This window comes from Pseudomonas sp. SMV71, assembly GCF_052042015.1.
GTDB lineage: Bacteria > Pseudomonadota > Gammaproteobacteria > Pseudomonadales > Pseudomonadaceae > Aquipseudomonas.
The window spans coordinates 162,320-174,166 of sequence record NZ_JBKGGU010000010.1 but is presented as its reverse complement, the minus strand read 5'-3'; the positions used below and the strand labels follow the sequence as shown (position 1 = coordinate 174,166).

Annotated in this window: 11 protein-coding genes; 8 read left to right on the top strand and 3 right to left on the bottom strand. The window is 60.9% G+C overall.

Annotated features, from left to right (window positions below; all coding sequences use genetic code 11):
- Positions 1 to 174 precede the first annotated feature (174 nt).
- From ACLEJQ_RS12785 to ACLEJQ_RS12770, 4 genes are all read left to right on the top strand, one after another.
- A complete protein-coding gene (locus ACLEJQ_RS12785) occupies positions 175 to 1,338 on the top strand; it encodes an isovaleryl-CoA dehydrogenase (protein ID WP_440795441.1) in 1,164 nt (387 codons plus the stop codon).
- A gap of 90 nt (positions 1,339 to 1,428) precedes the next feature.
- Positions 1,429 to 3,033 carry a carboxyl transferase domain-containing protein gene (locus tag ACLEJQ_RS12780; RefSeq protein ID WP_440795439.1) on the top strand — a complete coding sequence of 535 codons (1,605 nt, stop codon included), beginning with the start codon at positions 1,429 to 1,431 and terminating at the stop codon, positions 3,031 to 3,033.
- Positions 3,034 to 3,046: 13 nt separating this feature from the next.
- Positions 3,047 to 3,865: a gamma-carboxygeranoyl-CoA hydratase gene (locus ACLEJQ_RS12775; protein WP_440795437.1), complete on the top strand. Its 819-nt coding sequence runs from the start codon at positions 3,047 to 3,049 to the stop codon at positions 3,863 to 3,865.
- On the top strand, positions 3,862 to 5,811 hold the full coding sequence (locus tag ACLEJQ_RS12770; RefSeq protein ID WP_440795435.1) for an acetyl/propionyl/methylcrotonyl-CoA carboxylase subunit alpha: 1,950 nt from the start codon (positions 3,862 to 3,864) through the stop codon (positions 5,809 to 5,811). Before ACLEJQ_RS12775 ends, ACLEJQ_RS12770 begins: the two co-directional genes overlap by 4 nt.
- Positions 5,812 to 5,840: 29 nt before the next feature.
- Here the strand turns inward: ACLEJQ_RS12770 and ACLEJQ_RS12765 are convergent, their stop codons facing one another.
- Positions 5,841 to 6,488, bottom strand: a complete 648-nt coding sequence (locus ACLEJQ_RS12765; protein WP_440795434.1) for a LexA family protein — start codon at positions 6,486 to 6,488, stop codon at positions 5,841 to 5,843.
- 130 nt (positions 6,489 to 6,618) lie between these two features.
- Between ACLEJQ_RS12765 and ACLEJQ_RS12760 the strand changes: the two genes are divergently transcribed.
- Both ACLEJQ_RS12760 and ACLEJQ_RS12755 read left to right on the top strand, forming a co-directional pair.
- Positions 6,619 to 6,966 carry a DUF6124 family protein gene (locus ACLEJQ_RS12760; RefSeq protein ID WP_440795432.1) on the top strand — a complete coding sequence of 116 codons (348 nt, stop codon included), beginning with the start codon at positions 6,619 to 6,621 and terminating at the stop codon, positions 6,964 to 6,966.
- A gap of 489 nt (positions 6,967 to 7,455) precedes the next feature.
- Positions 7,456 to 8,607 carry a M14 family metallopeptidase gene (locus tag ACLEJQ_RS12755; protein ID WP_440795430.1) on the top strand — a complete coding sequence of 384 codons (1,152 nt, stop codon included), beginning with the start codon at positions 7,456 to 7,458 and terminating at the stop codon, positions 8,605 to 8,607.
- Positions 8,608 to 8,724: 117 nt separating this feature from the next.
- Here ACLEJQ_RS12755 and ACLEJQ_RS12750 read toward each other — a convergent pair whose 3' ends face one another.
- Positions 8,725 to 9,261, bottom strand: coding sequence for a cytochrome b (locus tag ACLEJQ_RS12750; protein ID WP_440795428.1), 537 nt, complete (start codon positions 9,259 to 9,261; stop codon positions 8,725 to 8,727).
- Positions 9,258 to 10,340 (bottom strand): catalase family peroxidase, encoded by a 1,083-nt coding sequence (locus tag ACLEJQ_RS12745; protein WP_440795426.1) that lies wholly within the window; start codon positions 10,338 to 10,340, stop codon positions 9,258 to 9,260. The genes ACLEJQ_RS12750 and ACLEJQ_RS12745 overlap by 4 nt, the downstream gene beginning before the upstream one ends.
- 165 nt (positions 10,341 to 10,505) lie before the next feature.
- Here ACLEJQ_RS12745 and ACLEJQ_RS12740 point away from each other — a divergent pair, with 165 nt between their 5' ends.
- The gene (locus ACLEJQ_RS12740) at positions 10,506 to 11,012 is read left to right on the top strand and encodes a sigma-70 family RNA polymerase sigma factor (RefSeq protein WP_440795424.1); all 507 of its coding nucleotides are present in this window, start codon (positions 10,506 to 10,508) and stop codon (positions 11,010 to 11,012) included.
- Positions 11,009 to 11,761: an anti-sigma factor family protein gene (locus ACLEJQ_RS12735; protein ID WP_440795422.1), complete on the top strand. Its 753-nt coding sequence runs from the start codon at positions 11,009 to 11,011 to the stop codon at positions 11,759 to 11,761. Before ACLEJQ_RS12740 ends, ACLEJQ_RS12735 begins: the two co-directional genes overlap by 4 nt.
- The last annotated feature ends 86 nt before the right edge of the window (positions 11,762 to 11,847 follow it).

Genomic DNA, 11,847 nt, shown 5'->3' with positions numbered 1-11,847 from the left:
TTGAGCGGGAGCAAGTTCCCTCGCCACAAAAGCTGATAAAGCGCTCTTACTCTCGCTCAAGTTGACGTTAACGTAAAGGCGATTGACAGCCATCCATCGCAGGCTTACGTTAACGTAAAGGTGAGAGCCACTTCATCGCTCCTCCACACCCTACAAAAAAGCCAAAGGTGTCCCATGAGCTATCCATCCCTGAATTTTGCCCTCGGCGAAACCATCGACATGTTGCGCGACCAGGTACAAGCCTTCGTCAAGGCCGAGCTGGCCCCTCGCGCGGCTCAGATCGACAGCGACAACCTGTTTCCTGCCGACATGTGGCGCAAGTTCGGCGACATGGGCCTGCTGGGCATCACCGTACCGGAAGAATACGGCGGCGCGGGCCTCGGCTATCTGGCCCATGTGGTGGCGATGGAAGAAATCAGCCGTGGCTCGGCGTCGGTCGCCCTGTCCTACGGCGCTCACTCCAATCTCTGCGTCAACCAGATCAACCGTAACGGCAACCATGATCAGAAAATCAAATACCTGCCCAAGCTGATCAGCGGCGAGCATATCGGCGCGCTGGCGATGAGCGAGCCGAACGCCGGTTCCGACGTCGTCTCGATGAAATTACGCGCCGACAAGCGTGGCGACCACTACGTACTCAACGGCAGCAAGACCTGGATCACCAACGGCCCGGATGCCAACACCTACGTGATCTATGCCAAGACCGACCTGGAAAAAGGTCCCCACGGCATCACCGCGTTCATTGTCGAACGCGACTGGAAAGGCTTCAGCCGCAGCAACAAGTTCGACAAGCTCGGCATGCGCGGCTCCAACACCTGCGAGCTGTTCTTCGATGACGTCGAAGTGCCGGAAGAAAACATTCTCGGCGTGCTCAACGGCGGTGTGAAAGTGCTGATGAGTGGTCTGGACTACGAACGGGTGGTGTTGTCCGGCGGCCCGACCGGGATCATGCAAGCCTGCATGGATCTGATCGTCCCGTACATTCATGACCGCAAGCAGTTCGGCCAGAGCATCGGCGAATTCCAGTTGATCCAGGGCAAAGTCGCAGACATGTACACCCAGCTCAATGCCAGCCGCGCCTACCTGTATGCCGTGGCTCAGGCCTGCGAGCGCGGCGAAACCACCCGCAAGGATGCTGCCGGGGTGATTCTCTACAGTGCTGAACGCGCCACCCAGATGGCCCTCGACGCGATCCAGATTCTCGGCGGCAACGGCTACATCAATGAATTCCCGGCCGGTCGCCTGCTACGGGACGCCAAGTTGTATGAAATCGGTGCCGGCACCAGTGAGATTCGTCGCATGTTGATCGGTCGCGAACTGTTCAACGAAACGAAATGAATTTCGTCAGCTACGAGCAACAAGCGGCAAGCGAACTGCGCTCTTGCTTGTAGCTTGTGGCTTGAAGCTCAAAGCTGCTACGGAGTAGCCATGATTTTGCACACCCAGCTCAACCCGCGTTCGCCCGACTTCATCGCCAACCGCGACGCAATGCTCGAACAGGTCGAAGCGCTGCACACCTTGCTCGCCCAGGTCCGACAAGGCGGCGGCCTCAAGGCCCAGGAACGGCATACTTCACGGGGCAAACTGCTGCCGCGTGAACGCATCAACCGATTGCTCGATCCCGGCTCGCCGTTCCTGGAAATCAGCCCCCTCGCCGCTCATCAGGTCTATGGTGAAGACGTGCCCGCCGCCGGCGTGATTACCGGCATAGGTCGGGTGGAAGGCGTCGAATGCATGATCGTCGCCAACGACGCGACGGTCAAAGGCGGCTCCTACTACCCACTGACCGTGAAGAAACACCTGCGCGCCCAGACCATCGCCCAGCAGAACCGCCTGCCATGCATTTATCTGGTGGATTCCGGCGGCGCTAATCTGCCGCGTCAGGACGAGGTGTTTCCGGACCGCGAGCACTTCGGGCGGATTTTCTTCAACCAGGCCAACATGAGCGCCCAGGGCATTCCTCAGCTGGCGGTGGTGATGGGCTCCTGCACCGCTGGCGGCGCCTATGTGCCGGCGATGGCAGATGAAGCCATCATGGTCCGCCAACAGGCGACCATTTTCCTGGCCGGCCCGCCCCTGGTAAAAGCCGCCACTGGCGAAGTGGTCAGCGCCGAGGACCTGGGCGGTGCCGATGTGCATTGCAAGATTTCCGGAGTCGCCGACCACTACGCCGACAGCGACGAACATGCCCTGGCCCTGGCCCGGCGCAGCGTGGCCAACCTCAACTGGCGCAAACTCGGTGAGCTGCAGCAACGCCAACCCATCGCCCCGCTGTATTCGGGTGACGAGTTGTACGGCGTGGTTTCAGCCGATCCCAAACAACCGTTCGATGTCCGGGAAGTGATCGCACGCCTGGTGGATGGCTCGGTATTCGATGAGTTCAAGGCGCTGTTCGGCACGACGCTGGTGTGCGGCTTTGCCCATCTGCACGGTTACCCGGTCGCGATCCTGGCCAACAACGGCATTCTGTTTGCCGAGGCGGCGCAAAAAGGCGCGCATTTCATCGAGCTGGCCTGCCAACGCGGCATTCCGCTGCTGTTCCTGCAGAACATCACGGGTTTCATGGTCGGCCAGAAATACGAGGCCGGCGGGATCGCCAAGCATGGGGCGAAGCTGGTGACCGCCGTGGCTTGCGCCAAAGTACCGAAATTCACCGTGATCATCGGCGGCAGTTTCGGGGCGGGCAACTACGGTATGTGTGGCCGGGCGTACGACCCGCGGTTCCTGTGGATGTGGCCGAATGCGCGAATCGGCGTGATGGGTGCCGAACAGGCGGCCGGGGTGCTGGTTCAGGTCAAGCGCGAACAGGCCGAGCGCAGCGGCCATCCGTTCAGTGCCGATCAGGAAGCCGAGATCAAGCAGCCGATCCTCGACCAGTACGAAGAACAGGGCCACCCCTATTATTCCAGCGCAAGACTCTGGGACGACGGCGTCATCGACCCCGCCCAGACCCGCGATGTACTGGGTCTGGCCTTGTCCGCGTCACTCAATGCGCCTATCGAACCGAGCCGCTTCGGCGTGTTCCGGATGTAAACGGGGAATGCCCATGGAAAATTTCAACACCCTGGAACTGCTCACCGATTCCCGTGGCGTCGCCACCCTGTGGCTGAGCCGCGAGTCGAAGAACAATGCCTTCAACGCCGAGATGATCCGCGAGCTGATCCTGGCCCTGGACCAGATCAGCAGCGATCCGAGCCTGCGCTTCCTGCTGATCCGCGGCCGAGGCAAACATTTCAGCGCCGGTGCCGACCTGGCCTGGATGCAGCAATCGGCCGAGCTCGACTACCACACCAACCTCGACGACGCCCGTGAGCTGGCGGAACTGATGTACAACCTCGCCAAACTGAAGATTCCCACGCTGGCAGTCGTCCAGGGCGCGGCGTTCGGCGGTGCGCTGGGGCTGATCAGCGCCTGTGACATGGCCATCGGTGCCGATGAAGCACAGTTCTGCCTGTCGGAAGTACGCATTGGCCTGGCACCGGCGGTGATCAGTCCGTTCGTGGTGCAGGCGATCGGCGAGCGGGCAGCGCGACGTTACGCCTTGACCGCTGAACGCTTCGGTGGCCAACGTGCGAAAGAGATCGGTTTATTGTCGGAAAGTTACCCGGCCGAGACGCTGGATGATCAGGCCGAGCAATGGATCGCCAACCTGTTGCTCAACAGCCCGGCGGCCATGCGCGCCAGCAAGGAACTGCTGCGTGAAGTCGGCAACGGCGCCCTCACCCCGGCGCTGCGACGCTACACCGAAAACGCCATCGCCCGCATCCGCGTCAGCCCCGAGGGTCAGGAAGGTCTGCGGGCATTCCTGCAAAAACGTACGCCGAGCTGGCAAGCCGAGCCGAACAACAAGGAGCCGCGTCAATGAGCGCCCCTGCCATCACCACTTTGCTGGTCGCCAACCGCGGCGAAATCGCCTGCCGCGTGATGCGCACCGCCAAGGCCATGGGCCTGACCACCGTGGCGGTGCACAGTGCCACCGACCGCAATGCCCGCCACAGCCGTGAAGCCGACATCAGCGTTGATCTGGGCGGCAGCAAGGCGACGGACAGCTACCTGCAGATCGACAAGGTGATCGCCGCCGCCCAGGCCAGTGGCGCCCAAGCGATCCATCCTGGCTACGGCTTCTTGTCCGAGAACGCCGGGTTCGCCCGGGCGATTGAAAACGCCGGTTTGATCTTCCTAGGCCCGCCGGCCTCGGCCATTGATGCGATGGGCAGCAAATCCGCGGCCAAGGCCCTGATGGAAACTGCCGGCGTGCCCTTGGTGCCGGGCTATCACGGCGAAGCCCAGGACCTTGAAACCTTCCGCGAGGCGGCCGAGCGCATTGGCTATCCGGTGTTGCTCAAGGCCACCGCCGGCGGTGGCGGCAAGGGCATGAAGGTCGTCGAGGAAGTCAGCCAACTGGCCGAAGCCCTGGCCTCGGCACAACGTGAAGCGCAATCGTCGTTCGGCGATTCGCGGATGCTGGTGGAAAAATACCTGCTCAAGCCGCGCCACGTGGAAATCCAGGTCTTCGCTGATCGTCACGGCAACTGCCTGTATCTCAACGAGCGCGATTGCTCGATCCAGCGCCGCCATCAGAAAGTGGTAGAGGAGGCCCCTGCCCCCGGTCTGCCCCCACAGTTGCGCAGGGCGATGGGGGAAGCAGCAGTACGCGCAGCCCAGGCCATCGGCTATGTCGGGGCAGGCACGGTGGAGTTCCTGCTGGACTCGCGGGGTGAGTTTTTCTTCATGGAGATGAACACCCGGTTGCAGGTCGAGCACCCGGTCACCGAAGCGATCACCGGATTGGACCTGGTGGCCTGGCAGATCCGCGTCGCCCAGGGCGAGCCGTTGCCTATCACCCAGGAGCAAGTGCCGTTGCGGGGTCATGCGATCGAAGTACGCCTGTATGCCGAAGACCCGGCCAACGATTTCCTGCCGGCTACCGGGCGCCTGGCGCTGTACCGCGAATCGTCCCAAGGACCGGGACGCCGGGTCGACAGCGGGGTTGAAGAAGGCGATGAGATCTCGCCGTTCTACGACCCGATGCTCGGCAAGTTGATTGCCTGGGGAGAAAACCGTGAGCAGGCGCGATTGCGCTTGCTCGGCATGCTCGATGAGTTCGCCATCGGTGGGCTCAGGACCAATATCGGTTTTCTGCGGCGCATCGTCGCTCATCCTGCTTTCGCAGCGGCGGAGCTGGATACCGGATTTATCCCACGTCACCAGGCGCAATTACTGCCGGAGCAGGGGGAGCTGGACGACGGATTCTGGTATGCCGCCGCTCAAGGTTTCGCCTTGAGTCTCACGCCCCGCGTACGACCTGATGACGTGTACTCACCCTGGGCCGATACCGCCGGGCTGCGCCTGGGATTGGCGAACGAAATCACCCTGCACCTGAGCTGCGAAGGTCAGGACCGGGCGATTACCCTGGACATGACGGCCGGTTGCGCTGAACTGAAAGGCGAGCAACTGGTGGTCGAGCACAATGGGCTGCGCCGCTATCATCAGGCGATCCGCCAAGGCGATAGCCTGTATCTGCAATGGGCGGATGACCTGCACCGAATCGATCTGTTCGATCCGCTGGCCGCTGCAGAAGCCAGTCACGGTCACCAAGGAGGCCTGACCGCGCCCATGAACGGCAGCATCGTCCGGGTTCTGGTGAGCATCGGCCAGACCGTGGAGGCCGGGGCGCAATTGGTGGTTCTGGAGGCGATGAAAATGGAGCACAGCATCCGTGCGTCCAAGGCCGGGGTGATCAAGGCGCTGTACTGCCAGGAAGGTGAAATGGTCAGTGAGGGCAGCGCCCTGGTGGCGTTCGAGGAGTAGGAATCGGCCCGTTCCAGGAGCCGATCCGGTCAGAACCTGATCGTCGCCTGCACCACCACGCCGATGATGCGGCATTGTTCGGTGTAGAGGTTTTTCGGGTAAGTCGGATTGAGCGGGACCAGGTAACGCTGCCCGCTCTCCTCGATCAGCTTACGAAAGGTCGCGTCGCTGCTGCCGGGCAAGTACGCGACGACCAGTTTGCCGGGCACCGCCTCGACGGCCGGGTCTACAAGGATCGACATTCCCTCGGGGATGCTCAACCCGCTCGGCGCCGTCATCGCATCACCCACCACTACCAGCCAGAACGCGTCTCCCCGGGCATGGTAATCCGTCAGTTCATAGCGTGAAGGGCTGTAGGCACCTGGGTCGCCTTCGCGGATGTTGTTCAGTTCATGCCATTCACTGACCGGATAGCGGAAGTACGGGTTGTACTTGTGCGCCAGGGCCATGCCCTCTTCGGTGGAAGTGTCCGGCTCACGAATCACCGTTGCTACTTCAAGAAATTCCAGTCCTAGCTCCTTCAGGACTCGATTCATGTCTTTGACACTGGGCTCCCGGCGTTTGGTCAACCAATGGCCGACGCCGCCCTGGGACATTCCCAACCGTTCTGCAAGCACCACCTGCGTGATGTGCAGCTCCTTCATTTTGGCCTTGACCAACTCTATCCATTTATCCATGTGCGGCACGATACGTGGGCGCCTCCGACCCTCAAAACACAACTTGTAGTATTTAAATTATCGTCACAATTACGACAGGTACTATTCTGGATTCAGGAGTTCAGCCCTCTACACGGAGATTCCCGACACCATGGACACATCCAATAAAGACCTGCCCAACAGCCCATTCAACGGCACATTTCCTCCGCTTCAGGATTGTCCTGCAGCCCAGCGCGCCCTTGACTATTACTTGAAACCAGCTGTTTCGGAGGAAAAGACGGAACATCGATTCTTTGACGTGAATCGCAACATTGGTGCCGAGGAAGCCTTGGTTCACGCCTGCGACTTACTGCGATGTGCAGCTGCCACCGCTCATGAGTCGGCCAATCGGCTGGATGGCTCGAGCCGCGACCTCGCCTTCTCGGTGGTGCATATGATCGATCTGGTCAAGGTGATGCTTGACCGATCCCTGGATGGCTACCCTACTCGCCAGGTGTAACCCTTGGGAAGGTCGTCACGAAGGTGGACGACCAGAAAAAAGATTCCAATCGACGCGATAAAATCATTTGACTTGCAAATGATAATGATTATTATTGCATCAGCTGGTCGCGAGATCAGTCGATAGACCAGAAAGCCTTAGGTCGGACTTCTGGAATATCTCCTCATCAGGCTAATCACGGTTTTTGACCCGGCTTTTTGCCGGGTCTTTTTTTTGCCGATTTTCGGCTTATGGCTTCAGGCTAATGAAGTCTTTGATGTTGCTGATTCGATGGCGGCGATGATAGCAAATGAATATCCATTTACAAAAGTCCGGCACCGCTCGCATCGGCCAGGCAGCATCGACAACCCGCACTTGAGAATCAATTGCCGAATCTCTAAGCTGGCTCAGCGTCCAGGGAGGATGCCCCCCCCTTTCTTTGACGTAAATCGTCCGACGCCCTGCCTCTTGCGTGTAAAGTAACGGCCATAAAAATCCTTACAAGGAATTGTGACCGTGGCTAAATCTTCCTTTGACATCAGCGCCAATTTCGACAGCGGCAACATTGAGGTGGTCGACGTCAGCAACCCGTTGCAGTCGTTACTCAGGATTCGGCCCGATACCCGCAGCGCCCATTTCCAGTGGTTCCACTTCAAGGCCAGCGGCCTGCATGTCGGTCAGGAATATTCCTTTCGCCTGCTCAATGCCAGCCAGTCGTCTTATAGCAAGGGGTGGAGCGGTTACCAGGCGGTTGCATCGTACGACCACGTCAACTGGTTCCGAATCCCGACGCAATTCGAAGGCGATGCCCTGCGCCTCCATCTGGAGGCCGAACAATCCCACGCCTGGTTCGCCTATTTCGAACCCTACAGCCGTGGCCGTCACGACTGGCTGATCGAGCAGGCACTGCACAAGGCCGGCACCGAACTGTTGGCCGTGGGCAAAAGCGTGGAAGGTCGTGACATTCAACTGCTGCGCAAGGGCAGCGGTGCTGAAGGCCAGCGCAAAATCTGGATCATCGCCCAGCAACACCCGGGTGAGCATATGGCTGAATGGTTCATGGAGGGCGTGATCGAGCGCCTTCAACATCATGACGATGCGCAACTCAATCGCCTGCTCGCCAAAGCCGATCTGTACCTGGTGCCGAACATGAACCCGGACGGCGCCTTCCACGGCCACCTGCGCACCAATGCCATGGGCCAGGATCTGAACCGGGCCTGGCAGAGCGCCAGTCAGGAGGTCAGCCCTGAAGTCCTGTTCGTCCAGCAGCAGATGGAAAAGTATGGCGTCGACCTGTTCCTCGATGCTCATGGCGATGAGACGATCCCCCATGTCTTCACCGCCGGCTGCGAAGGCAATCCGGGCTACACGCCGCGCATCGCAAAACTCGAAGAGCAGTTTCGCAGCCATCTCAAGCACCAGACCAAAGACTTCCAGACCACCCACGGCTATACCCGCGATGAGCCGGGCCAGGCCAACATGACCCTGGCCTGCAACGCGGTCGGGCAGAAATACGACTGCCTGTCCCTGACCCTGGAAATGCCGTTCAAGGACCACGACGATCACCCGAACCCGCTCACTGGCTGGTCCGGCAAACGCTCGATGCAGTTGGGCAAGGACGTGTTGAGTACGATTGCGGATATGGTCGACGAACTGCGCTGAAAAGCGACACAGTCCCCGTGGCGAGGGAGCTTGCTCCCGTTGGGGCGAAAGCTCCTCTTGAAAAACAGGACTGCTACGCAGTCCAGCGGGAGCAAGGTCCCTCGCCACGGATGTGCATCACCCTCGCCCACGCAACATGCTATCCAGCACTTCATCGCGCCGCACCCAGGCATGGAACAACGCTGCCGCCAGGTGTACCAGCACCGTCAGGAACAATAGATAAGCCAGGTATCTGTGAGCCTTGCGCAACAACGCAAATGTCTGCGCGTCTGCTGGCAGGATCGACGGCAGTTGCAACGACTGGCTGAGCATCACCGGATCCCCCGCTGCGGAAATCATCCCCCAGCCCAGCAGCGGCAGGACCAGCATCAGCGCGTACAACAGAACATGCGAGGCCTTGGCCGCCAGCATTTGCCAGCCCGGCAGATCGGCCGGCAACGGTGGCTGCCGGGTGGTGAAGCGCACGATCAGCCGCACGATCACCAGCAACAGAATCGCGATGCCCAAAGGCTTGTGTAATTGCAGCAGCCATTCATGGCGCTCGGACACCGAAGCGACCATGCCTGCGCCAATAAACAGCATGGCGATGATCATCAGGGCCATCAACCAGTGCAGCAGCCGCGCCAGCGGTGCGAAGTGACGAGGGGCGCTCATGGGCGGGACTCCAGGGTGGCGGGCAGTTGGCTCACTTCGCTGGTACGTCGCAGGTAGGAACTGGCGTAGGCAGCGGAACGCGCCGCCAACAACGGGTCGTCGGAACCTTCGATCCCATTGGGCAGGATCAACGGGTCGTAGTTGATATCGCGGCATTCGCCGTTGTCCTGGGACTGGGTACGCTCCAGCACCAACGTACCGGCATTGAGCACCTTGCGGTCAGCGGGCCAGCTCTTGCTGGCATCGTTCACCGGGTCTCCCGGATTGGCCAGGGTGATGTTCAACTGCCAACGCAAGGGGCCGCTGGCAAGACGCTTCACCAGGTCCTGCTCCAGGAAATCGGCACCCTGGGCCGGCACCGCATCCGCCGAGTCCTGGCTCAGCGGTACCACCCCCCAGCGCACGGCCTGGCGTTGCCCTGCCGGGTTGACCAGATAGAACGCGTTGATGCCGTTATAGGTTTCGGTGGCATAGCTGGCCGACGGTCTGGCGGTCTTGATCCACTGCAAAAACGGCATGGCTTCCGGGTGCGCGGCAAAGAACGCCGGTACAGCCGTGGGGTTGGGTTTGCCGGTAGCCGGATCCGGCAACTGGGCCTGTTGGAATTGGTAGAACGCTTCGGGCGTGCCCACCGGAAACACCGGCATGCTGTTCATGCCTGTGCGCCATTGCTGGCCGTTGGCCTGGGTGAAGCGCAGCGCCAGGCTGCGAATCGGCACACTGCCGTCCGGTGCATAGGGGTTGCCGCTGGGCAAGGCGAACCGTCCGACCACGGGGGTGCGCATCGACGTGAACACCTGGGCACTGGAAAACGCGCTCGCCTCACCTGTACTCTCGAAATACCCCGCGACACAAACCCCTTTCGAGTGATTGCGCCGGAAGCCCGGATGCACTCCGTTGTTTTTTTCCAACACGTTGACCAGCGCATCGGGAGTCAGACGCTGTGGGTCGAGTGTGCCGTTGACGTAGGCAAACGCCCCGGCCAGCGCCGCGACAATCACCGCGATACCGGCCAGGCGCAGGGTCAGTTGCGCGCCACTCAACGGTGGCCGGCGCGGCGAGGATGAGGGATCAACCATGAGAACAGCTCCAAGGCCCGAGGCCATCTGTGCAAGGACCTGTCAGACGAAGGCCGGACAGGTTTATTCCCACGCCGCGTATTTATTTTTTCCGCGTTGGAATAATCTCGTTCGCGGGGCGTCTTTCCAGTCCCGGCGCAGTGACTGCCCTTGAAGCCACGACCCATGAACGAACTCGATGAACAGTTGCGCGAGCTCATCCCCAGGCTACGGCGCTTTGCCGTGTCGCTGACGCGCAACCCCAGCAACGCCGACGACCTGGTGCAGACCTGCCTGGAACGGGCATTGTCCAAATGGAACGACAAACATCCGGAGGGTGACCTGCGCGCCTGGCTGTTTTCGATTCTGTACCGGCAGTTTCTCGACGCTCATCGCCACTCCCGGCGCTATGCGCGGATGCTGGAGTTTTTCACCGGTCGCGACGATGCCCATCCTTCGGCCGAGCGCAGTGTGATCGCGCAATCGTCCCTCCAGGCCTTCGACCAACTGACGACAGAACAACGCGCGCTGTTACTGTGGGTGTCGGTGGAAGGCTTGAGCTACCAGCAAGTCGCCAACATCCTCGACGTACCGACCGGCACCGTAATGTCACGCCTGTCCCGCGCCCGCCAAGCTCTGCGCCAGCTCAGCGACGGTGAGATCAGCCGACCTACCTTGCGAATACTCAAATGATCAGCATGCCCCCCAGCGACAGCGACTTGCACGCGTACGTCGACCGCCAACTGAGCCCTACCGACCAGCGCCTGATGCAGAGCTACCTCGCCTCCCATCCCGAAATCGCCGCCCGGGTCCGAGGTTGGCAACAGGACGCGCAACAGCTGCGCACGGCGCTGGGCGGAGCCTTGCAGCAACCGGCCAATCCGGATCTGGATCCGGCGATGATTCGCCGCCGCCTGAAATCCCGCTCCCGACGCTACCTTGCCAGCGCCGCGGTGCTGCTGATGGCGCTCAGCGTGGGCGGGGTCAGCGGCTGGCAGGCGCGGGAAATGACCCTGCTTCGCGCCGCAGCGCCCATGGCGGATGCCATGCAGGCGTACCGGTTGTTCGCCCAGCAGGGCATTCTCCCAGCCGACTACCAGACCGGCGACGAACAGCATATGCAAGACTGGCTCGACCGCTATTTCACCCAGGCCAATCGCTTGCCGGACCTGTCGGCGGCGGGCTTCAAGCCAGTCAGCGGACGACTGCTCAGCACCGAACAAGGTGCTGCGGCAATGGTGGTGTATCAAGACGCGAGCGGTCAGAAAATCAGTTTCTACGTGCGCCCGCCGGGTCCGCGAAACTTTTTGCTACCTCGCGGCAGCCGTCGCGATGGCGAGTTGCAGGCCGAATACTGGTCCGGTCCGGGGTACAACTATGCGGTGGTCATCCCCAGCGACATGCCGGCGGCGCAGAAGCTCAGACAGACCCTGAATTTCTGAACACCGCAATCCCCTGTGGGAGCGAGCCTGCTCGCGATAGCGGTGGGTCAGTCAACATTAGCGGTACTGATATGCCGCCATCGCGA